The organism is Citrobacter sp. CF971 (genome assembly GCF_006385635.1).
In the GTDB taxonomy this organism is placed as follows: Bacteria; Pseudomonadota; Gammaproteobacteria; order Enterobacterales; family Enterobacteriaceae; genus Citrobacter; species Citrobacter freundii.
In genome coordinates this window covers 4,284,353-4,305,320 of the sequence record NZ_CP041051.1, presented here as the reverse complement: position 1 = coordinate 4,305,320, position 20,968 = coordinate 4,284,353, and the positions used below count along the sequence as shown (strand labels likewise).

General features: G+C 51.9%; 22 protein-coding genes. 9 read left to right on the top strand and 13 right to left on the bottom strand.

Annotated elements, in window-relative coordinates; all coding sequences use genetic code 11:
• Positions 1-11: 11 nt before the first annotated feature.
• The 8 genes from tdcB to E6P06_RS24255 all read left to right on the top strand — a co-directional run bounded on the left by tdcB (position 12) and on the right by E6P06_RS24255 (position 10,729).
• Positions 12-1,001 carry a bifunctional threonine ammonia-lyase/L-serine ammonia-lyase TdcB gene (gene tdcB / locus E6P06_RS24290; protein WP_003024877.1) on the top strand — a complete coding sequence of 330 codons (990 nt, stop codon included), beginning with the start codon at positions 12-14 and terminating at the stop codon, positions 999-1,001.
• Positions 1,002-1,023: 22 nt separating this feature from the next.
• Positions 1,024-2,355: a threonine/serine transporter TdcC gene (gene tdcC, locus E6P06_RS24285; protein WP_003024875.1), complete on the top strand. Its 1,332-nt coding sequence runs from the start codon at positions 1,024-1,026 to the stop codon at positions 2,353-2,355.
• Between the two features lie 31 nt (positions 2,356-2,386).
• A complete protein-coding gene (gene tdcD, locus E6P06_RS24280; RefSeq protein WP_003845303.1) occupies positions 2,387-3,595 on the top strand; it encodes a propionate kinase in 1,209 nt (402 codons plus the stop codon).
• Between the two features lie 28 nt (positions 3,596-3,623).
• On the top strand, positions 3,624-5,918 hold the full coding sequence (gene pflB / locus E6P06_RS24275; RefSeq protein ID WP_003024871.1) for a formate C-acetyltransferase: 2,295 nt from the start codon (positions 3,624-3,626) through the stop codon (positions 5,916-5,918).
• Positions 5,919-5,931: 13 nt separating this feature from the next.
• Positions 5,932-6,327 carry an enamine/imine deaminase gene (locus E6P06_RS24270; RefSeq protein ID WP_003024870.1) on the top strand — a complete coding sequence of 132 codons (396 nt, stop codon included), beginning with the start codon at positions 5,932-5,934 and terminating at the stop codon, positions 6,325-6,327.
• 87 nt (positions 6,328-6,414) lie between these two features.
• A complete protein-coding gene (gene tdcG, locus E6P06_RS24265) occupies positions 6,415-7,779 on the top strand; it encodes an L-serine ammonia-lyase (RefSeq protein ID WP_139935802.1) in 1,365 nt (454 codons plus the stop codon).
• 283 nt (positions 7,780-8,062) lie between these two features.
• Positions 8,063-9,394: an amino acid permease gene (locus E6P06_RS24260; protein ID WP_016151027.1), complete on the top strand. Its 1,332-nt coding sequence runs from the start codon at positions 8,063-8,065 to the stop codon at positions 9,392-9,394.
• 24 nt (positions 9,395-9,418) lie between these two features.
• On the top strand, positions 9,419-10,729 hold the full coding sequence (locus E6P06_RS24255) for a serine dehydratase subunit alpha family protein (protein WP_003841509.1): 1,311 nt from the start codon (positions 9,419-9,421) through the stop codon (positions 10,727-10,729).
• 54 nt (positions 10,730-10,783) lie between these two features.
• On the opposite strand, the gene E6P06_RS24250 is transcribed toward E6P06_RS24255, so the two are convergent.
• Both E6P06_RS24250 and E6P06_RS24245 read right to left on the bottom strand, forming a co-directional pair.
• Positions 10,784-10,933 carry a hypothetical protein gene (locus tag E6P06_RS24250; protein ID WP_086504593.1) on the bottom strand — a complete coding sequence of 50 codons (150 nt, stop codon included), beginning with the start codon at positions 10,931-10,933 and terminating at the stop codon, positions 10,784-10,786.
• Positions 10,934-10,959: 26 nt separating this feature from the next.
• Positions 10,960-11,661 (bottom strand): pirin family protein, encoded by a 702-nt coding sequence (locus tag E6P06_RS24245; RefSeq protein WP_048232841.1) that lies wholly within the window; start codon positions 11,659-11,661, stop codon positions 10,960-10,962.
• A gap of 104 nt (positions 11,662-11,765) precedes the next feature.
• Between E6P06_RS24245 and yhaJ the strand changes: the two genes are divergently transcribed.
• Positions 11,766-12,662 carry a DNA-binding transcriptional regulator YhaJ gene (gene yhaJ / locus E6P06_RS24240; protein ID WP_003024855.1) on the top strand — a complete coding sequence of 299 codons (897 nt, stop codon included), beginning with the start codon at positions 11,766-11,768 and terminating at the stop codon, positions 12,660-12,662.
• Between the two features lie 37 nt (positions 12,663-12,699).
• Here yhaJ and E6P06_RS24235 read toward each other — a convergent pair whose 3' ends face one another.
• From E6P06_RS24235 to E6P06_RS24180, 11 genes are all read right to left on the bottom strand, one after another.
• Entirely contained in the window at positions 12,700-13,065 is a 366-nt protein-coding gene (locus tag E6P06_RS24235; protein WP_071696779.1) for a DUF805 domain-containing protein, read from the bottom strand.
• A gap of 864 nt (positions 13,066-13,929) precedes the next feature.
• Positions 13,930-14,916, bottom strand: coding sequence for a glutathionyl-hydroquinone reductase YqjG (gene yqjG, locus E6P06_RS24225; protein WP_032950281.1), 987 nt, complete (start codon positions 14,914-14,916; stop codon positions 13,930-13,932).
• 71 nt (positions 14,917-14,987) lie between these two features.
• Positions 14,988-15,380 carry a DoxX family protein gene (locus E6P06_RS24220; protein ID WP_003024847.1) on the bottom strand — a complete coding sequence of 131 codons (393 nt, stop codon included), beginning with the start codon at positions 15,378-15,380 and terminating at the stop codon, positions 14,988-14,990.
• Between the two features lie 173 nt (positions 15,381-15,553).
• On the bottom strand, positions 15,554-15,853 hold the full coding sequence (locus E6P06_RS24215; RefSeq protein ID WP_003024845.1) for a YqjK-like family protein: 300 nt from the start codon (positions 15,851-15,853) through the stop codon (positions 15,554-15,556).
• Positions 15,853-16,248 (bottom strand): phage holin family protein, encoded by a 396-nt coding sequence (locus E6P06_RS24210; protein ID WP_003024834.1) that lies wholly within the window; start codon positions 16,246-16,248, stop codon positions 15,853-15,855. Before E6P06_RS24210 ends, E6P06_RS24215 begins: the two co-directional genes overlap by 1 nt.
• A 2-nt stretch (positions 16,249-16,250) precedes the next feature.
• Positions 16,251-16,556, bottom strand: a complete 306-nt coding sequence (locus E6P06_RS24205; protein WP_003024832.1) for a YqjD family protein — start codon at positions 16,554-16,556, stop codon at positions 16,251-16,253.
• 33 nt (positions 16,557-16,589) lie between these two features.
• Complete coding sequence (locus E6P06_RS24200; protein WP_003024825.1) at positions 16,590-16,958, bottom strand: DUF1090 domain-containing protein; 369 nt, start codon at positions 16,956-16,958, stop codon at positions 16,590-16,592.
• Positions 16,959-17,106: 148 nt separating this feature from the next.
• Positions 17,107-17,475, bottom strand: a complete 369-nt coding sequence (mzrA, locus tag E6P06_RS24195) for an EnvZ/OmpR regulon moderator MzrA (RefSeq protein WP_162838710.1) — start codon at positions 17,473-17,475, stop codon at positions 17,107-17,109.
• Between the two features lie 18 nt (positions 17,476-17,493).
• Positions 17,494-18,156 carry a DedA family general envelope maintenance protein YqjA gene (gene yqjA / locus E6P06_RS24190; protein WP_003024820.1) on the bottom strand — a complete coding sequence of 221 codons (663 nt, stop codon included), beginning with the start codon at positions 18,154-18,156 and terminating at the stop codon, positions 17,494-17,496.
• Between the two features lie 348 nt (positions 18,157-18,504).
• Positions 18,505-19,281, bottom strand: coding sequence for a transcriptional regulator ExuR (gene exuR, locus E6P06_RS24185; protein WP_003024817.1), 777 nt, complete (start codon positions 19,279-19,281; stop codon positions 18,505-18,507).
• A gap of 134 nt (positions 19,282-19,415) precedes the next feature.
• A complete protein-coding gene (locus E6P06_RS24180) occupies positions 19,416-20,717 on the bottom strand; it encodes an MFS transporter (protein WP_003024814.1) in 1,302 nt (433 codons plus the stop codon).
• Positions 20,718-20,968 lie beyond the last annotated feature (251 nt).

Here is a 20,968-nt window from a genome sequence, read left to right as displayed (position 1 = left end):
AAGAGGTTCTAATGCACATTACATACGATCTCCCAGTTGCAATTGAAGATATCCTCGAAGCGAAAAAAAGACTGGCGGGGAAAATTTATAAAACTGGAATGCCTCGCTCTAACTATTTTAGTGAACGTTGCAAAGGGGAAATTTTCCTCAAGTTTGAAAACATGCAGCGTACCGGTTCATTTAAAATCCGTGGCGCTTTTAACAAGCTCAGTTCCTTAACAGAAGCAGAAAGAATGAAGGGCGTGGTGGCTTGCTCTGCAGGTAACCATGCGCAAGGGGTTTCTCTCTCCTGCGCCATGCTCGGTATCGACGGCAAAGTGGTGATGCCGAAAGGCGCACCGAAGTCTAAAGTAGCGGCAACCTGCGATTATTCCGCGGAAGTTGTGCTGCATGGCGACAACTTCAACGACACCATCGCTAAGGTTAGCGAGATTGTGGAAACGGAAGGCCGTATCTTTATTCCACCATATGATGACCCGAAAGTTATTGCTGGTCAGGGCACTATTGGTCTGGAAATTCTGGAAGATCTGTACGATGTCGATAACGTGATTGTGCCAATTGGTGGTGGTGGTCTGATTGCGGGTATTGCGGTGGCAATTAAATCTATTAACCCGACCATTAAAATTATTGGTGTGCAGTCTGAAAACGTTCACGGCATGGCGGCTTCTTTCCACGCTGGAGAAATAACCACGCACCGAACGACCGGCACCCTGGCGGATGGTTGTGACGTCTCCCGCCCGGGTACTTTAACGTATGAAATCGTTCGTGAGTTGGTGGATGACATTGTCCTGGTCAGCGAAGATGAAATTCGCAACAGCATGGTGGCATTAATTCAGCGAAATAAAGTTGTAACTGAAGGTGCCGGTGCGCTGGCATGCGCAGCATTATTAAGCGGGAAATTAGATAGCTATATCCAGAACAGAAAAACAGTCAGCATTATTTCTGGCGGTAATATCGACCTTTCTCGTGTATCTCAAATTACTGGTTTAGTTGACGCTTAATATACTTCGTTGAGGATAGGATATGAGTACTACTGATAGCATTGTATCCAGCCAGACAAAACAGTCGTCCTGGCGCAAATCGGACACCACCTGGACACTGGGTTTATTTGGTACAGCCATCGGCGCTGGGGTGCTGTTCTTCCCTATCCGCGCAGGTTTTGGCGGACTGATCCCCATTCTGATCATGCTGGTGTTAGCATACCCCATCGCGTTCTATTGCCACCGTGCGCTGGCACGCCTGTGTCTTTCCGGTTCTAATCCTTCCGGTAACATCACAGAAACGGTTGAAGAGCACTTTGGTAAAACGGGCGGCGTGGTTATCACGTTCCTCTACTTCTTTGCGATTTGTCCGCTGCTGTGGATTTATGGCGTCACCATTACCAACACCTTTATGACCTTCTGGGAAAACCAGCTGCAGATGCCAGCATTGAACCGTGGCTTCGTGGCGCTGTTCCTGTTGCTGCTGATGGCATTCGTCATCTGGTTTGGTAAAGATCTGATGGTTAAAGTGATGAGCTACCTGGTATGGCCGTTCATTGCCAGCCTGGTGCTTATCTCTCTGTCACTGATTCCTTACTGGAACTCAGCGGTTATCGATCAGGTTGATATCAGCAATATCGCTCTGACTGGCCATGACGGCATCCTGGTTACCGTATGGCTGGGTATTTCCATCATGGTGTTCTCTTTCAACTTTTCGCCAATCGTTTCTTCCTTCGTGGTCTCTAAACGCGAAGAGTATGAGAAAGATTTCGGTCGCGAATTTACCGAGCAGAAATGTTCTAAAATCATCTCCCGCGCCAGTATGCTGATGGTTGCGGTGGTAATGTTCTTCGCCTTTAGCTGCCTGTTCACGCTGTCTCCGGCAAACATGGCGGATGCGAAAGCGCAGAACATTCCAGTACTGTCTTATCTGGCGAACCACTTCGCTTCACTGTCCGGGACGAAGTCCACCTTCGCGACCGTTCTGGAATACGGTGCTTCTATTATCGCCCTGGTTGCTATCTTCAAATCGTTCTTCGGCCACTACCTGGGTACGCTGGAAGGTCTGAACGGTCTGGTGCTGAAGTTTGGTTACAAAGGCGATAAGACCAAAGTTTCCGCCGGCAAACTGAACACCATCAGCATGATCTTCATCATGGGCTCCACCTGGGTTGTGGCTTACGCCAACCCGAACATCCTGGACCTTATTGAAGCAATGGGCGCGCCGATTATTGCCTCTCTGCTCTGCCTGCTGCCGATGTATGCCATCCGTAAAGCGCCATCACTGGCGAAATACCGTGGCCGTCTGGATAACGTGTTTGTTACCGTGATTGGTCTGCTGACCATCCTGAACATTGTCTACAAACTGTTTTAATCCTTAAGCTCAGGATGAGCGGAGTAGTGAAATGAATGAGTTTCCGGTAGTACTGGTTATTAACTGTGGTTCGTCTTCCATTAAATTCTCAGTGCTGGATGCAGCTAACTGTGAAGTTTTAATGGCGGGAATCGCGGACGGTATTAACTCTGAAAATGCGTTCATAGCAATTAATGGAGGAGAGCCAGCTAAGCTGGCTCACCACAGCTACGAAGACGCATTGAAAGCAATTGCCGTTGAACTAGAGAAACGTAATTTAATGGACAGCGTGGCCTTAATTGGCCACCGCATTGCCCACGGCGGAAATATCTTTACCGAATCAGCAATTATTACTGACGAAGTTATCGATAATATCCGCCGGGTATCGCCGCTAGCACCGTTACATAATTATGCGAACCTGAGTGGGATCGAATCTGCTCAGCACCTTTTCCCTGGCCGGCAGCAGGTTGCGGTATTTGATACCAGCTTCCACCAGACGATGGCCCCTGAAGCCTATTTGTACGGTTTACCGTGGAAATATTTCGAAGAGTTGGGCGTTCGTCGTTACGGCTTCCATGGTACGTCGCATCGCTATGTTTCTCAGCAAGCGCATGACCTTCTCGACCTGCAGAGTGATGACTCGGGTCTGGTTGTGGCTCACCTGGGGAACGGCGCGTCAATCTGTGCGGTGCGTAACGGCCAGAGCGTTGATACCTCAATGGGCATGACGCCGCTGGAAGGGTTGATGATGGGGACACGCAGTGGCGACGTTGATTTCGGCGCGATGGCGTGGATTGCCAGCGAAACCAACCAGACGCTGAGTGACCTTGAGCGCGTAGTGAATAAAGAGTCCGGTTTACTGGGTATTTCCGGTTTGTCCTCTGACTTACGTACGTTAGAAAAAGCCTGGCACGAGGGACATGAGCGTGCGCAGCTGGCGATTAAAACGTTTGTGCATCGTATCGCGCGTCATATCGCCGGGCATGCCGCATCGTTGCATCGTCTTGATGGGATTATTTTCACTGGTGGAATAGGTGAGAACTCAGTATTAATTCGTCGTCTGGTTATTGAGCACCTTGCCGTTTTAGGCGTGAATATCGACAACGAAATGAATAGTCTGCCAAATTCCCATGGTGAAAGAATTATCTCAAATAAAGATGCTCGTGTTATTTGTGCGGTTATTCCCACAAATGAAGAGAAAATGATTGCACGTGATGCCATTGCGTTAGGCAAAATTAATACTCCAGTAGCATTTGCATAATTAATTTTCAGCAGAGAGATTATTTTTCATGAAGGTAAATATCGATACCAGCGATATGCTGTATGCCGAAGCCTGGAATGGCTTTAAAGGTACGGACTGGAAAGAAGAAATTAATGTCCGTGATTTTATTCAGCACAACTATACGCCTTATGAAGGGGATGAATCTTTCCTCGCCGAAGCAACGCCTGCGACCACTGCATTGTGGGAAAAAGTTATGGCGGGCATCCGTATTGAAAACTCGACGCACGCGCCGGTTGATTTCGATACTAATATTGCTACCACGATAACCGCGCATGATGCGGGTTATATTGAACAAGAACTGGAAAAAATCGTTGGTCTGCAAACGGATAAGCCGCTCAAGCGCGCTCTGCATCCGTTTGGTGGCATCAACATGATCAAAAGCTCTTTTGATGCTTATGGTCGTGAGATGGATGCTGATTTTGAATACCAGTTTACTGAACTGCGTAAAACCCATAACCAGGGCGTATTCGACGCCTACTCTCCGGATATGCTGCGCTGCCGTAAATCCGGCGTACTGACAGGTCTGCCGGATGGCTATGGCCGTGGCCGTATTATCGGTGATTATCGCCGCGTGGCGCTGTACGGTATCCGCTACCTGGTGCGCGAGCGTGAACTGCAGTTTGCCGATCTCCAGTCGAACCTGGAGTGGGGCCAGAATCTTGAAGCCACGATTCGTCTGCGTGAAGAGCTGTCTGAGCACCGTCGCGCTCTGCTGCAAATGCAGGAAATGGCGGCGAAGTATGGCTGCGATATCTCCCGCCCGGCACGTAATGCGCAGGAAGCGGTGCAGTGGGTGTACTTTGCTTACCTGGCTGCGGTGAAATCGCAGAACGGCGGCGCGATGTCGCTGGGCCGTACCGCATCGTTCCTCGACATCTACATTGAGCGCGATTTCAAAGCGGGGATTTTAAACGAGCAGCAGGCGCAGGAGCTGATCGACCACTTCATTATGAAGATCCGTATGGTGCGCTTCCTGCGTACGCCGGAATTCGACACCCTGTTCTCAGGCGACCCTATCTGGGCGACCGAAGTTATCGGTGGTATGGGGCTTGATGGCCGCACGCTGGTGACGAAGAACTCGTTCCGCTATCTGCATACGCTGCACACCATGGGCCCGGCACCAGAGCCGAACCTGACGGTGCTGTGGTCTGAACAGCTACCAATCGCCTTCAAAAAATACGCCGCCCAGGTGTCGATCATTACCTCGTCTTTACAGTACGAAAACGACGATTTGATGCGTGCCGACTTTGACAGCGATGACTATGCCATTGCCTGCTGCGTCAGCCCGATGGTTATCGGCAAACAAATGCAGTTCTTCGGGGCGCGTGCCAACCTCGCCAAAACGTTGCTGTACGCAATCAACGGCGGTGTGGATGAGAAGCTGAAAATCCAGGTCGGGCCGAAAACGGCACCGCTGATGGATGACGTGCTGGACTACGACACGGTGATGGAGAGCCTGGACCACTTTATGGACTGGCTGGCCGTGCAGTACATCAGCGCACTGAACATCATCCACTACATGCACGACAAGTACAGCTACGAAGCTTCGCTGATGGCGCTGCACGATCGTGATGTCTATCGCACGATGGCCTGTGGTATGGCGGGTCTGTCCGTGGCGGCGGATTCTCTGTCGGCTATCAAATATGCTCGCGTGAAACCGATTCGCGATGAAAACGGCCTGGCAATTGATTTCGAAATCGAAGGCGACTATCCGCAATACGGCAACAACGACGAGCGCGTAGACAGTATTGCCTGCGACCTGGTCGAACGCTTTATGAAGAAAATTAAAGTGTTGCCAACCTACCGTAACGCGGTGCCGACGCAGTCCATTCTGACCATCACCTCCAACGTGGTGTACGGACAGAAAACTGGTAACACGCCGGACGGACGTCGCGCAGGTACGCCGTTTGCGCCAGGGGCAAACCCGATGCACGGCCGCGATCGTAAAGGTGCGGTGGCGTCGTTAACCTCGGTCGCCAAACTGCCGTTCACCTATGCCAAAGACGGTATCTCGTACACCTTCTCCATTGTACCGGCAGCGCTGGGCAAAGAGGATGGAGTGCGTAAAACCAACCTGGTCGGTCTGCTGGACGGTTACTTCCACCATGAAGCGCATGTGGAAGGTGGGCAGCATCTGAACGTTAACGTTATGAACCGTGAAATGTTGATGGATGCCATTGAGCACCCGGAAAACTATCCGAACCTGACGATCCGCGTGTCTGGCTATGCGGTGCGCTTCAACGCGCTGACCCGTGAACAGCAGCAGGATGTTATTTCACGTACTTTCACCCAGGCGCTCTGACGCCGGAGGGACTATGAGAAAAGTTATTGCAACCGAATGTGCACCAGGGGCGATTGGGCCTTACGTACAGGGTGTGGATCTGGGCAGCATGGTGTTGACGTCAGGTCAAATCCCGGTGTGTCCACAGACCGGTGAAGTGGCTGAAAACGTATCCGATCAGGCGCGTCAAAGCCTGGAAAACGTGAAAGCGATTGTCGAGTCTGCAGGTTTGAAAGTGAGCGATATCGTCAAGACCACCGTTTTCGTTTCCGACCTGAACGACTTCGCCACCATCAATCAGGTGTACCAGCAGTTCTTTGATGAGCATAAGGCAATCTACCCTACGCGCAGCTGCGTGCAGGTCGCCCGCTTACCCAAGGATGTGAAGCTGGAGATTGAAGCCATCGCCGTACGTGGCGACACGCTGTAATCCCTTGCGGGGCGATCTCAGAATCGCCCCGATCCTTAATGAGTGTGAAACCTGGTCTTCACTGAACGGCAATCCGAGGGTGTGGATATGATTAGCGCATTCGATATTTTCAAGATTGGCATTGGACCTTCCAGCTCCCATACCGTGGGGCCAATGAACGCAGGTAAAAGCTTTATCGATCTGTTGGTCAGCAGCGGGGAACTCCCCAAAGCTACGCATATTGTGGTCGATCTTTATGGATCGCTTTCCCTGACCGGAAAAGGTCATGCGACAGATGTCGCCATCATGATGGGACTGGCCGGTAACAGTCCACAAAATGTTAATATAGATTCTATCGCTGGTTTTACTCAGGAAGTGGCCCGTACCGGACGTTTACCGGTTGCAGAGGGCACGCATGTTGTCGATTTTTCCCCAGACGAAAATATTCTCTTTCATACCGAAACGCTGCCGCGCCATGAAAATGGTATGCGTATCACAGCGTGGAACGGCAGCGAGACGCTATTAAGCAAAACCTATTACTCCATCGGCGGTGGTTTTATCGTTGAAGAGGAGCAATTTGGTCAGGCGCATGATGTTGAAGCACACGTGCCCTACAATTTTCATTCCGCCAGCGAACTGCTGAAACTGTGCGAGCGCAACGGGCTGTCTGTTTCCGGCCTGATGATGCAAAACGAACTGGCGATGCGCAGCAAAGAAGAAATCGATGCTGGCTTTGCTGCCATTTGGGACGTTATGCACGCTGGAATTGAGCGCGGCATGAACACCGAAGGCGTTCTGCCGGGTCCACTGAACGTCCCGCGCCGCGCCGTGGCATTACGTCGGTTGCTGGTTTCCAGCGATAACCTGTCCAGCGACCCAATGAACGTTATCGACTGGATCAACATGTTCGCGCTGGCCGTGAGCGAAGAAAACGCCGCCGGATGCCGGGTTGTGACGGCACCGACCAATGGAGCATGTGGGATTATCCCTGCTGTCCTGGCCTATTACGACAAGTTCCGCCGCCCGGTGAATGCAAACTCCATTGCTCGCTACTTACTGGCCGCGGGGGCGATAGGCGCGCTGTATAAGATGAACGCCTCTATTTCTGGTGCCGAAGTGGGTTGCCAGGGGGAAATTGGCGTCGCTTGTTCAATGGCAGCAGCCGGGCTGACCGAGTTGCTCGGCGGTAGCCCGTCTCAGGTGTGTATTGCGGCGGAAATCGCCATGGAGCATAACCTGGGACTGACCTGCGATCCGGTCGCCGGACAGGTACAAATACCGTGTATTGAGCGCAATGCGATCAACGCGGTAAAAGCCGTCAACGCCGCGCGTATGGCGCTACGTCGAACATCTGAGCCACGCGTTTCGCTCGATAAAGTGATCGAGACTATGTATGAAACGGGCAAAGATATGAACGACAAATACCGTGAAACGTCACGTGGTGGTCTGGCTATCAAAGTGATTTGCACTTAACTAAATTTGTGTTTATTTCTCCTTTGGGCGCACTTGAGTGCGCCCTTTTTTTTGTTGTGATCCGCTTCAAAAAGAGAAATTAATCCCATTTTGTAAATATAAAATAGAAAAACTTTATTAAACATTATGAAATGAGGGGGTATTTATGTGAAGTTTTTCTCTGACCCTCGGCGTATGATTTCTCTATTCTAACGAACTCGCCTGCACGACTCGTACCGCGTATCGCATTGATGCGGAACGGAAAAATAATAAAACCTTACCCTACATTTTGAGCGAGATTTTTATGGAAACGGCAACGAATAACAGCGTAATACTCGACGCATCTGCTCCGGCGCGTCGGGCGGGGATGACCGAAAGTGAATGGCGTGAAGCCATTAAATTCGACAGCATGGACACCGGCTGGGTCATTATGAGTATCGGTATGGCGATTGGTGCGGGGATTGTTTTTCTTCCTGTCCAGGTCGGGTTAATGGGGCTGTGGGTGTTCTTACTCTCTTCTATCATTGGCTACCCAGCCATGTATCTGTTCCAGCGTCTGTTTATCAATACGCTGGCTGAGTCCCCGGAATGTAAAGATTACCCAAGCGTGATCAGCGGTTACCTGGGTAAAAACTGGGGCATCCTGTTAGGTGCGTTGTACTTTGTGATGCTGGTAATCTGGATGTTCGTCTACTCCACCGCCATCACCAACGATAGCGCCTCTTACCTGCATACTTTTGGCGTTACTGAAGGTTTACTGTCCGACAGCCCGTTCTATGGCCTGGTGCTGATTTGCATCCTGGTGGCCATCTCGTCACGCGGGGAAAAACTGCTGTTTAAAATCTCCACCGGCATGGTGCTGACCAAGCTGCTGGTAGTGGCAGCGCTTGGCGTATCGATGGTTGGGATGTGGCATTTGTATAACGTAGGTTTACTGCCGCCGATGGCGCTGCTGATCAAAAACGCGATCATAACGTTGCCATTTACGCTGACCTCAATTCTGTTTATTCAGACATTAAGCCCGATGGTTATCTCGTATCGTTCTCGCAACAAATCCATTGAAGTGGCGCGCCATAAAGCCCTGCGAGCGATGAATATCGCGTTCGGTATTCTGTTCGTGACCGTCTTTTTCTACGCCGTTTCCTTCACGTTGGCGATGGGCCATGACGAAGCGGTTAAAGCTTATGAGCAGAATATTTCCGCTCTGGCGATTGCCGCGCAGTTTATCAGCGGTGCGGGTGCTGGTTGGGTGAAAATCGTCAGCGTTGTTCTGAACATCTTTGCCGTTATGACCGCTTTCTTCGGCGTCTACTTAGGTTTCCGTGAAGCGACTCAGGGGATCGTAATGAACGTGCTGCGCCGCAAAATGCCAGCCGAGAAAATCAACGAAACCCTGGTTCAGCGCGGCATTATGATTTTTGCCATCCTGCTGGCCTGGAGTGCAATTGTGCTCAATGCGCCGGTACTGAGCTTCACCTCTATTTGTAGTCCTATCTTCGGCATGGTGGGTTGTCTGATCCCGGCCTGGCTGGTCTACAAAGTTCCTTCACTGCACAAATACAAAGGCGCTTCCCTGTATCTGATTATTATCACGGGCCTGCTGCTGTGCGTTTCTCCGTTCCTGGCATTTTCCTGAGTTATCTGAGCAAAGGTTGTTGTTATGTTTGAGACTACATTGAATCCATTATGGGATAGTTTTATCCGCGCGGTACAGGAAGAGGTTAAGCCTGCGCTGGGTTGTACGGAACCTATCTCTCTGGCGCTGGCGGCAGCGGTCGCATCCTCTGAGCTGGACGGCGCGGTTGAACGTATTGATGCGTGGGTCTCACCGAACCTGATGAAAAACGGCATGGGCGTTACCGTGCCGGGTACTGGAATGGTCGGGTTACCTGTCGCGGCGGCGCTGGGTGCGCTGGGGGGAAATGCCCGTGCTGGTTTAGAGGTACTGAAAGATGCGTCGCCCCAAGCGATCGCTGATGCGAAAGCGATGTTGAGCGCTGGCAAGGTCGCGGTGATGCTGCAGGAGCCTTGCGAGGATATCCTCTTTTCCCGCGCGAAGGTTTACAGCGCTGAAGGATGGGCGTGCGTGACGATTGTGGGCGGTCATACCAACATAGTCCACATCGAGACCAATAAGGGTGTAGTGTTCACCACAGAACAGAATGCTCAGGAAGAGGAGCTGGAGTCGCCGCTGGCGGTACTGTCTCACACCTCGCTGGAAGAGATTCTGGCGTTCGTGAACGCGGTACCGTTTGAGTCGATCCGCTTTATTCTTGATGCGGCAAAGCTGAACGGTGCGTTGTCTCAGGAAGGGCTGCGTGGTAACTGGGGCTTGCACATCGGAACCACACTTGAGAAGCAGTGCGCGCGTGGTCTGCTGGCGAACGATCTCTCCACCTCTATTCTGATCCGCACCAGTGCGGCATCGGATGCGCGAATGGGCGGGGCGACGCTGCCGGCCATGAGCAACTCCGGATCCGGCAATCAGGGGATTACCGCGACTGTTCCGGTCATGGTGGTGGCCGAGCACTTTGGCGCGGATGAGGAGAAACTGGCACGTGCGCTAATGTTGTCTCACCTGAGCGCTATCTACATCCATCATCAGCTTCCTCGTTTGTCTGCGCTGTGCGCAGCAACCACGGCGGCGATGGGCGCTGCAGCGGGGATGGCATGGATCGTGGATGGCCGCTACAACACCATCGCGATGGCGATCAGCAGCATGATTGGCGACGTGAGCGGAATGATTTGCGATGGCGCTTCAAACAGCTGCGCGATGAAAGTCTCAACCAGCGCATCTGCGGCGTGGAAAGCGGTACTGATGGCACTGGATGATACTGCCGTAACCGGAAACGAAGGGATTGTGGCGCATAACGTGGAACAATCTATCGCTAACCTGTGTGCGCTGGCGTGTCGTTCGATGCAGGAAACCGACAAGCAGATCATTGAGATCATGGCCAGTAAGGCGCATTAATCTCCAGGTCGGGTAAGGCGTTGCCGCCACCCGGCATAAGTCTAAGCCGCCTTTTCAGGCGGCTTCTTCGTCTTCCAGCCGTAGCTCGGCATCGGCCACAATCGCTTCCAGCTCTGTCAGCATTTCTTCATAGCCGAAGGGAACCGTTTCCCGTTTTTTCAGCTCAACCTGCGGCTGGCGTTTTTTTGATGATTTCTTGCTCAATAGTCGTACTCCATTGTTTTCCCTGACTATACGGGCAAATCTATCAGCAAAGCGCGCAGCGGGGTATCGGCGACTAACGTTATGTTAGTTTCGTCACGAATAAATGCCCCATCGCCACAGGTGAGCGCTTCTTTTTCGGCGCCAGACGTCACCGCATGGAATCTGCCGTGAATCGACTGTAAATAAGCGCGTGGCCCATGTAACTGAAAACTCAGCGATTCACCTTGCTGCAGTTCAACGTGGTGCACCCATACCTGTTGGCGCAGATGCAGGCTGCCTTGTTCACCGTCCGGCGAGGCCAGCAGCTGATGCTTACTGGTACCCAGCGTGGCTTTCTGTACGCAGGCGTTTTCACGCTGCGGGCAGGCGTCCAGCCAGAGCTGCATCCGCGTTAACGGTTTGTCTTTGCTGATATTGTGTTCGCTATAGCTAATCCCGGGCTGTGTCGCGAGCAGTAAAACTTCGCCTGCTTTGGCCTTGATATGGTTGCCTTCGCTGTCTCGGTACTCCGCTTCCCCTTCGAGGATCAGATTGACGATATCCACCTTCGGATAGGTCCGTGGCTGGAAAGAGGCCCCCGGTGCCAGAACTTCCTGGTTCAGAACACGCAGCGAGGCATAACCCAGCAGTTTAGGATCAAAATAGTGTCCAAAGGAGAAGGTATAACGGGCCTGCAGCCAGCCGTAGTCTGCTTGCCCGCATTGTTTGGCTGTACGGGTAGTAATCATAGTTCTTGACCTCTCTTTACTTCCTTTTATGTTAAATGGCTAGACGCTGCATTGTTAGCCAGATATTCTGCCCGGTATGTTCAAATTTCCTGAATGAGAACGAGATGGCTAAAGAAAGGGCTTTAACGCTTGAGGCGTTACGCGTCATGGACGCAATAGACAGGCGCGGCAGCTTTGCCGCCGCCGCAGACGAACTGGGGCGCGTGCCTTCCGCACTTAGCTATACCATGCAGAAGCTGGAGGAAGAGCTGGACGTAGTGCTGTTTGACCGTTCAGGCCACCGCACAAAATTCACTAACGTCGGGCGTATGCTGCTGGAGCGTGGGCGCGTACTGCTGGAGGCTGCGGATAAGCTGACTACCGATGCCGAAGCGCTGGCTCGCGGATGGGAAACGCATTTGACTATCGTTACCGAAGCACTGGTGCCAACGGCGGCGTTTTTCCCGCTGATCGACAGACTGGCCGGGAAGGCCAATACCCAGCTTTCCGTTATTACCGAAGTTCTGGCCGGGGCGTGGGAGCGTCTTGAGCAGGGGCGGGCGGATATCGTGATTGCGCCGGATATGCATTTTCGCTCATCTTCCGAAATCAACTCGCGCAAGCTGTACTCGCTGATGAACGTGTATGTGGCGGCACCGGATCATCCTATCCACCAGGAGCCGGAACCGTTATCGGAAGTCACCCGCGTGAAATACCGTGGGATCGCTGTGGCGGATACCGCACGTGAACGTCCGGTGCTGACCGTTCAACTGCTGGATAAACAGCCGCGTCTGACGGTGAGTACGATAGAAGATAAACGTCAGGCGCTGTTGGCCGGATTGGGCGTAGCGACAATGCCGTACCCGCTGGTGGAAGAGGATATTGCAGCTGGTCGACTGCGGGTCGTTAGTCCGGAATCGACAAGCGAGATAGATATTATTATGGCCTGGCGTCGTGACAGCATGGGCGAGGCGAAATCCTGGTGTCTGCGAGAAATTCCCAAGCTGTTTGCGGGTAAATAAGAAATACGCCCCTCCAACGGAAGGGGCGTATTTAAATTCAGGACAACTGTTTGGGGTCAGCGCCGAAGCGATTGCTCCCCGGAGTGCCGTTTTGACAGTTGAAAATAATGATGATCAACCAGCCGACGATCGGGATCAGCAGCACCAGCAGCCACCAGGCTGAACGGTCGGTGTCATGTAAACGCCGGAACTGTACCGCCCACCACGGGATAAAGACCAGAACCCCGTAAATCGTCGTTAATATGCCTTCTCCTCCGGCGCGCTCCCAGCCAAACATTCTGTCCAGAATGCCCAGCACGAACGTGAAGATGATGTTGACCAGCACAAACATCCAGTATTCTTTACGACGCGCGCGGCCACCAAAACCAAAGTAATTCTTTAATACGTTTAAATACCAATCCATTTTTGCCTCGTTCTGCGTTCAATTACTTGTTTTTAAAGCAATCAAATTAAGAATAGCTGCGAATGGAATGCTGGTAAATATTTGTGTTGTTAATTATTTGGCCTCCAAACGGGCAATGCCGATCAGTTAAGCATGTATGGTGAACATGTGATTCTTGCTCAGGGTTCCGTTCACCTCATGTGCGTTGCTTCTCTGATATCTTTATACCCGTGAACGGGCAAGGGAGGCTCACCGCCGCCTCCCTTGCAACCCAGGCTCCCGGCGGGAAAATCGTCGCTGCGCGATGTATTCGTCTTATTCCGTCTGCCTGTCGGGTCGGGGCCGAGCCTGCGTCCATGCAGGCCGTCCCCTCTGCCCGCATCCCTGCGGGCAGCCCCGGTCAGCCGTCAACGCCTCATCGATTTTCAGCCGGACCGGGGTCATCGCTGTAATGCTCTGACTTCCAGTTAAATCTGATTTGCTGTTCAGATATATTCAAAAAAAACGCAGATGGTCAGGTGTGGGCTGGTCCGGCTGAAAATTGCCGACGTGTTTCCGTAAGGCCGGGAGAACCCGCATGGATGCGGGTTCAGGGCGCGTTTTACAGGGACGTTTCCTCGCGCCCGACCCGGTAGCCTGGAGGAATAAGCGGAGGGTATTGCATAGCAACAATTTTCCTGCCGGGAGCCGGGATTGTAAAGGGCGTGGCGGAGAACGCCCTTTACACGTTCACAGGAATCGGTGCTTCAGAGAAACGATGAACATGAGGTGAACGGAACCCTTTCCCTGAAATAGCATATTCATTACCTCCGCCAGCACATGTTGATGCCTTTCGAAACTGAGGCGTTAACTGAACAGCATTACCCAAACGGAGGCCAGTGTAAATCAGGCGAAACGCTCGTCACGCCCATGAGGTTCGCTGAGATCCTGCCACGGGCCGATTGAAATAATACCGGTCGGGTTGATTGTTTTGTGGCTACGGAAGTAGTGATGACGGATATGGTCAAAGTTGACGGTCTCCGCAATGCCCGGCATCTGGTAGATATCGCGCAGAAAACCGTACAGATTCAGGTAGTCACTGATGCGGTGTTTGTCGCACTTGAAGTGGGTGACATAAACCGGATCAAAGCGCACCAGCGTGGTCCACAGGCGAATATCGGCCTCAGTTAGCTGGTCACCGGTCAGGAAGCGATGCTGACCCAGGATCTGCTCCAGTCGTGCCAGAGATTGAAAGACTTTTTCCACGGCATCGTCGTAGGCTTCCTGGCTGGTGGCAAATCCCGCTTTATACACGCCGTTATTGACGTTGTCATAAATCCAGCCGTTCAGCTCGTCGATTTTGCTTTGCAGGGCAGGTGGATAGTAATCCCCGGCTTTCGCACCCAGCGCATCAAACGCAGTGTTAAACATGCGGATGATTTCTGCAGATTCGTTGCTGACAATAGTGTGGTTTTTTTTGTCCCACAGTACCGGAACGGTCACCCGGCCGCTGTAGTGCGGATCGGCGTGTAAATAGAGCTGATAAAGAAATTCGTGCTGATACAGGGTATCGCCGGTTGCCGCTGGGAAGTTGTCGTCAAAGGTCCAGCCGTTTTCCAGCATTAGCGGATGCACAACGGAAACGGAAATAAACGGTTCCAGCCCTTTAAGTTTACGCAAAATCAGTGTGCGATGCGCCCACGGACAGGCCAGAGAAACGTACAGATGATAACGGTCTTTTTCGGCAGCAAAGCCACCTTCACCGGTCTGGCCAGGCGTGCCATCTGCGGTGAGCCAGTTACGGAAAGCCGATGCAGAACGTTGAAATTTCCCACCGGTTGATTTGGTATCGTACCAGGTGTCATGCCAGACGCCGTCAATCAGTTGTCCCATTTTATCGTCTCCTCAGATAGCAAAAGCGAGGAGATATCTCCTCGCTTTTTGATGTGTTCAGTATAGTTTGCTTACCACTTTTTATTCAGTACGCGGTCAATACTGAATGCGCCCGGACCGGTGATAGCCAGCAGCAGGAAGCCGCCTGCGATGGTCAGGTTTTTCATAAACATCAGAGAGTTCACACCTTCCGCAAAGTTACTGTGGAAGAGGAACGCCGTCAGCAGCGTGAAGCCTGCGGTGAACAGCGCGGTAGTACGGGTCAGGAAACCGAACAGAATTGCCAGACCGCCGCCAAACTCAAGCAGAATCACCAGCGGCAGCATAAATCCAGGGACGCCCATGGCTTCCATGTACTGTTGGGTACCTGCATATCCGGTGATTTTTCCCCAACCTGCGGTAATAAACAGGATTGGCATCAGAATGCGCGCTACCAGTACACCAACATCTTCTAATTTCTTCATCATACTCTCCAGGAAACCACTCAGGCGGCTTATTGTGTTTTTTTGTGCAACGACGCTGCTGAGCGCGTCGTTGCTGTCGATGAAGAGAATAATAAACGTGGCTAATGAGAATTGTTAGCAAGGAAAACTGTCAGTATTTTTCAAAAATTTTGAGGTTGGGGGTAGGGAAGGGATTAGCCGCGCAGTTGCTGCTGTCTGATGGTCGATTTCACCAGACGCCAGATGCTCCAGACGCTAAAGCCGCGTTTGGCCCAGCGGACCAGCAGATTTGGGTTACGGATGGTGCGAACCGCCATAATACTGCTCCCGACTAACACCCAGCCGCGCAGGTTCAACAGCGTCTTCCAGCCACGATCGTAGACCTCGGTGGCTTCCAGCCAGTCGCGGCGAGTAGCAGACAGATCCAGCCGTTGCTGCTGGATCTGTCCAAGCAGTTGCGCCTTACGTTGTTGACGTTCGACTTTACTGCTCATTATGCGTCATCCTCCAGAGCCCGCCTGTCGTTCGCGAGTTCATTGCGCGTATGGCGTAGCAGCGTTGTTTTACGCGCTTTACGCAGCGTCCATATCCCGCCAATCAGCGCTAACAGCAACAGCACTACGGTGGTGGCAATCATGGCGTTCAGTCGGTATTGAGGGTCAATGGCCCAGATGATAAGTACCATCAGGCTCATCAGGCCAAACGCCGCGAACAGCATAGTCAGCCCAAGCATCAGCAGGATCTGGATGAGGTTGGCTTTTTCCTCTTCCAGCTCGACGACGGCCAGCCGCAGCCGCGTCTCTACGATCTCAACGAGAATCGTCAGGATCCGCTGTCCAATACCCAGTACGCCTTTGCCTGGACCTTGTGCGTGTTGAGAATCAGCCATTGTTAACGGCGCGACAGCAGTACACCAAGCACCACACCGACTGCAGCGCCAATGCCGACGCCTGTCCATGGGTTTTCGCGCACGTAGTTATCGGCTTTAGCCGCGGCCTCACGGGTCTGTTTGGCAATCACATCGCTTGTTTCACTCAGACGATGGCGGCTCTCGCGCAGCGCATGTTCGGCTTTGCTGCGAATTTTACTCATCTCTTCCTTCGACTTATCGCCAGAAGAGCTAAGTACTTCTTCAAGCGTATCCGCAAGAGATTTCAGCTCAGCGCGCAGGTTTTCCGTAGCATTATCTTTCGACATAGTTTTCTCCAGTTGAGTGGCTAGTTACCGTACTTAGTAATCGCGGGTTTCGAGTTCTTTTAGCTCTTTCTGAGCTTCAGCAAGCTTGTGTTCGCGCTTTGCTACCTTATCCGCATCGCCTTTTTGCTTAGCTTCGGCTAAGTCACGTTGACGCTCGGCAATCTCATTTTTCTGCTCGGCGATTTTTTTCTGATGGTTGGCGCGCAGTTTGCTGTCAGTACAGTTTGCCCTGACTTCGCTCAGCGCTTTGTTCAGCCCATTGATGCGGCTCTGATTATTGTGTTTTTCGGCATAGCTAATCTCCCGCTGAATGTCTTGTTCTTTTTCCTGACAGAGGGTGTTGGCGTAGCTGCCGGCACTTAGAGCGAAAAGGCTAATTGCCAAAGCGATGCGGTATTTCATTCTTGAACCTTCCATTGTGATTCGACCTCGTCGTTTAGGGTCGATGCTCCAGAATAATAAAACGTTGGGTCATAAGCCCAGTTTATTAATCATAGGCGCTAAACGATGAAATCACCAAAGTGAGTGATCTAATTCAGATTCCTGGAAATTAACCAAAGCGGTGTGGAGTATCACGTAAGCGGGATAACCACTGCACCGCCTGGTTATCATCATCCTGCTGAGCGATAACGAAACCGTGCGGTAACGTTCGGTCCAGCACGACCTTTGCGGCTGCGCTCTGCGCGCTGGAATCAAAGGTAATCAGCAGTGCGTCATTCTGCGGAGTGATGCTTTTAAAACGAATGCCGTTGGCATCCAGGTGATGCCAGATAGAGAAGCCATCAGGCATGCTGGCTCCCTGGTTTACGGCACGAATGGCGAGTGTTGATTCCTGCTGGCGAATGACAGACCAGGTCAGGAGCAACGCGCCAATGAACAACATAAAAGTGGTGGACCAGGCAAGTCGTCGGAGCGTTATGCATGATTTCAGCATAATTTACCCTCGGTTCCCGTATTTCTTCTTCCAAAGAACAACCAGTGAACCTGCCAGACCAAACACCAGTAACACCACAGGAAGCAGCATCAGACAAGACATCAGCTGATCTTCATACTTGAGAAACACCGGCGTTTTGCCCAGCAGATAACCAAGCGTTGTGAGAATCAAAACCCAAAGCAGCCCACTCATCCAGTTGAAGAACTGAAAGCGCGCATTGTTCAGGCCGGACAACCCTGCGATGGTCGGCAGTAATGTTCTGACAAACGCGATGAAGCGACCGACCAGCAGCGCAGACAAGCCATGCTTATGGAACAGATGATGCGCGCGCTGATGGTAATGCGCGGGCAGATGAGATAGCCAGTTTTGTACTGTGCGGGTATTCCCCAGCCATCGCCCCTGGATATAGCTAAGCCAGCAACCCAGGCTGGCTGCGGTAGTGAGCAGCAGTACCGTTTGCGGGAAACCCATCGCGCCTTTGGCGATAAGTACGCCGACCAGCACCAGTAGACTGTCGCCAGGTAAAAAGGCCGCTGGCAGCAGTCCGTTTTCCAGAAACAAAATGGTAAATAGTACGAAATAGAGCATGCCAATCATGGAAGGATTGGCCAGCGTTTCAAAATCCTGAGCCCATAAAGCATTCAGTAATTGAGTCAGTAGTTCCATTCAATATTCCTGGAGAATCGGTTGTCGTCATGCCGGTTTTCTGGAGTTTGTAACGCCGCAATTTTATTGGTGTTTTTTACATGGATCGCGGTCTGACACAAATTCACGGCCTGAACTATTCCCTGTAAAGTTGTGAAGTAAGCAAGCTCTCAAACACAAAAATTCAAATAGCATCTAATTGTAACAAAGGTCAACGTTGTCCGTTATAGAAATTACGGTTGTTGAACTGTGATTTTGCTTATCGCAATGGAGGGAGGCGAGAGGATTTACACAGGCTGACACTTTATACCTAATGCTTACCAAGCAGGAGAAACAGGCGCTTTGTCGCGCCTGCATCGAAAAGATTGCTTATTTAGCGCTGTTAACCGCCGTATCGAGATGAACGACCGGATTTTCTGCAAAAAGATAACGATCGGCGTTGAACTCAAAATCATCGCTGGTCTCGTTGAACAACATGATTTTGGTATTCTCCAGGTGCTGCCACATCGCCAATTTTGCTGCATTGGGATCCTTACGGATCAGTGCCTTGAGAATTTGATCATGGTCATCACACCAGTTATCGACGGTACGTGCGTCGATATGTTCATGCAGTTTTTTCCAGTACGGGTTGTGGCTACGCTGGGTCCACATTTTTTCTACGATGGCGGCCAGCGCTGAGTTCTGCGTGGCTAGCGCGACCTGAATATGAAACTGCAGATCCCATTCGGAATCGCGGAAGCATTTTTCATTCCGCGCATGCTCTTGAATGTCCATCAGTTTCATGATGTCTTGCTTGGTAACCTGCGTAGCAGCAAATTCAGCGATATTGCTTTCAATCAACTGACGAGCCTGAAGCAGCTCGAAAGGACCATAATTGGCGAATTCAAGCGATTCGTCGGTGGCCTGCTGGTGACGGGCCTGGTTCGAAATGACATGAATGCCAGAACCTTTGCGCACTTCTACATAGCCCTCAACTTCGAGCATGATAATCGCTTCACGAACCACGGTACGGCTGACATTTTTTTCATCGGCGATAAAGCGCTCAGCGGGGAGTTTTTCACCCACCAGATAGACGCCCTGCTCAATGCGTTCTTTCAGATCAGCGGCAAGTTGTTGGTACAAACGTCGTGGTTCAGTGATTTCCATATGCGCTCCAGGCATGATACGGCAGACTCTATTTGTTATACCACTTTTACGATTACGGCTCCACTCGCGACGTCAAAAAAGCCGCCAGATAACTGGCGGCTTAGCATGACAAAACCTTGTTAAATCTTGTCCGGTTAACTTTGCGCAGCGGGATCGCCAGTTTGCGACTCTGACTCTACCTCGCTGGCCGATTTGTTCTGCAATACTGTCCAGATGACTAACGCGCCGAGGAGGTCGAATACCGCCAGTACGGCAAACAGTGGGCTAAAGCCGATGGTGTCAGCCAGTGCGCCGACGACCAGCGCAAACAGCGTACTTGCAAGCCAGGCGGACATACCGGTCAGACCGTTCGCCGTTGCCACTTCATTACGACCAAACACGTCAGAAGAGAGTGTAATCAGCGCACCGGACAGCGCCTGGTGAGCAAAGCCACCGACGCACAGCAAGGCGATAGCAATGTATGGGCTGGTGAACAGACCAATCATCCCTGGGCCAATCATCAGCAATGCACCCATGGTGACGACCATTTTACGTGAAACGATCAGGTTAACGCCGAACCAGCGCTGGAACAGCGGCGGTAAGTAACCCCCAACGATACAGCCCAGGTCAGCAAACAGCATCGGCATCCAGGCAAACATCGCAATTTCTTTCAGGTTAAAGCCGTAGACTTTAAACATGAACAGCGGGATCCAGGCGTTGAAGGTACCCCAGGCCGGTTCTGCCAGGAAACGCGGCAGCGCGATGCCCCAGAACTGGCGGTTACGCAAGATCTGACCGAGCGACATTTTTTTCGAGGTCGCGTTTTTATGCTGTGATTCCTGACCATTCAGAATGTAATCACGTTCCTCATCAGACAGTTTTTTCTGGTCGCGCGGGTGTTTGTAGAATACAAGCCAGCACATCGCCCAGATGAAGCTCAGCGCACCGGAAATAATGAATGCCATCTGCCAGCTGTGCATGACGATGGCCCAGACCACCAGCGGTGGAGCAATCATCGCGCCGATAGAAGAGCCGACGTTAAAGTAACCTACGGCAATTGAACGCTCTTTTGCCGGGAACCATTCAGAACTGGCTTTCAGACCCGCAGGGATCATTGCGGCTTCAGCGGCACCTACCGCGCCACGCGCCAGCGCCAGTCCACCCCAACTGCCAGCCAGTGCGGTCGCGCCACAGAAGACGGCCCACAGAACGGCGAACATCGCATAACCCACTTTTGTGCCGAGCACATCGAGCACGTAGCCGGCAACGGGTTGCATTACGGTGTAAGCAGCAGAATACGCTGCGATGATATAGGAATACTGTTGAGTGGAGATGTGTAACTCTTCCATCAGAGTTGGCGCAGCTGCCGCCACAGTGTTACGTGTCAGGTAACCCAGCACGGTGCCAAGTGTCACCAGTGCAATCATGTACCAACGTAACCCTTTAATTTTACGCATGTAAAACCTCATCGTTTTGTTATGTCCGCGAACGAGCGGTCATCTTCCAGTTCAGGGCGGAGGATGTTCTTTTACGAGGGGGGACCGAAAAAAGCCGGTACTCCCCGAACTTTGCCATGTCAATAATTGTGCTAATTCGGTTTCCGTACCGGTCAATCCGATGGATATCCATCGGTAATTTGCATTCCGTCGGCTTATGTATCGCGACGGCCAAAAGATAACTTGTCATACAGCTTTAAAAGGTGAGTGCC

What these genes read in the sequence shown, in the direction of transcription:
- tdcB (WP_003024877.1), top strand. Translation starts at nt 12, where the DNA reads ATGCACATTACATACGATCTCCCAGTTGCAATTGAAGATATCCTCGAA.
- tdcG (WP_139935802.1), top strand. Translation starts at nt 6,415, where the DNA reads ATGATTAGCGCATTCGATATTTTCAAGATTGGCATTGGACCTTCCAGC.
- E6P06_RS24235 (WP_071696779.1), bottom strand. Translation starts at nt 13,065, where the DNA reads ATGGATTGGTATTTAAACGTATTAAAGAATTACTTTGGTTTTGGTGGC.
- tdcD (WP_003845303.1), top strand. Translation starts at nt 2,387, where the DNA reads ATGAATGAGTTTCCGGTAGTACTGGTTATTAACTGTGGTTCGTCTTCC.
- yqjG (WP_032950281.1), bottom strand. Translation starts at nt 14,916, where the DNA reads ATGGGACAACTGATTGACGGCGTCTGGCATGACACCTGGTACGATACC.
- yhaJ (WP_003024855.1), top strand. Translation starts at nt 11,766, where the DNA reads ATGGCTAAAGAAAGGGCTTTAACGCTTGAGGCGTTACGCGTCATGGAC.
- E6P06_RS24255 (WP_003841509.1), top strand. Translation starts at nt 9,419, where the DNA reads ATGTTTGAGACTACATTGAATCCATTATGGGATAGTTTTATCCGCGCG.
- E6P06_RS24210 (WP_003024834.1), bottom strand. Translation starts at nt 16,248, where the DNA reads ATGGCTGATTCTCAACACGCACAAGGTCCAGGCAAAGGCGTACTGGGT.
- yqjA (WP_003024820.1), bottom strand. Translation starts at nt 18,156, where the DNA reads ATGGAACTACTGACTCAATTACTGAATGCTTTATGGGCTCAGGATTTT.
- E6P06_RS24205 (WP_003024832.1), bottom strand. Translation starts at nt 16,556, where the DNA reads ATGTCGAAAGATAATGCTACGGAAAACCTGCGCGCTGAGCTGAAATCT.
- E6P06_RS24180 (WP_003024814.1), bottom strand. Translation starts at nt 20,717, where the DNA reads ATGCGTAAAATTAAAGGGTTACGTTGGTACATGATTGCACTGGTGACA.
- E6P06_RS24270 (WP_003024870.1), top strand. Translation starts at nt 5,932, where the DNA reads ATGAGAAAAGTTATTGCAACCGAATGTGCACCAGGGGCGATTGGGCCT.
- E6P06_RS24215 (WP_003024845.1), bottom strand. Translation starts at nt 15,853, where the DNA reads ATGAGCAGTAAAGTCGAACGTCAACAACGTAAGGCGCAACTGCTTGGA.
- E6P06_RS24245 (WP_048232841.1), bottom strand. Translation starts at nt 11,661, where the DNA reads ATGATTACTACCCGTACAGCCAAACAATGCGGGCAAGCAGACTACGGC.
- E6P06_RS24220 (WP_003024847.1), bottom strand. Translation starts at nt 15,380, where the DNA reads ATGAAGAAATTAGAAGATGTTGGTGTACTGGTAGCGCGCATTCTGATG.
- E6P06_RS24200 (WP_003024825.1), bottom strand. Translation starts at nt 16,958, where the DNA reads ATGAAATACCGCATCGCTTTGGCAATTAGCCTTTTCGCTCTAAGTGCC.
- tdcC (WP_003024875.1), top strand. Translation starts at nt 1,024, where the DNA reads ATGAGTACTACTGATAGCATTGTATCCAGCCAGACAAAACAGTCGTCC.
- E6P06_RS24260 (WP_016151027.1), top strand. Translation starts at nt 8,063, where the DNA reads ATGGAAACGGCAACGAATAACAGCGTAATACTCGACGCATCTGCTCCG.
- pflB (WP_003024871.1), top strand. Translation starts at nt 3,624, where the DNA reads ATGAAGGTAAATATCGATACCAGCGATATGCTGTATGCCGAAGCCTGG.
- exuR (WP_003024817.1), bottom strand. Translation starts at nt 19,281, where the DNA reads ATGGAAATCACTGAACCACGACGTTTGTACCAACAACTTGCCGCTGAT.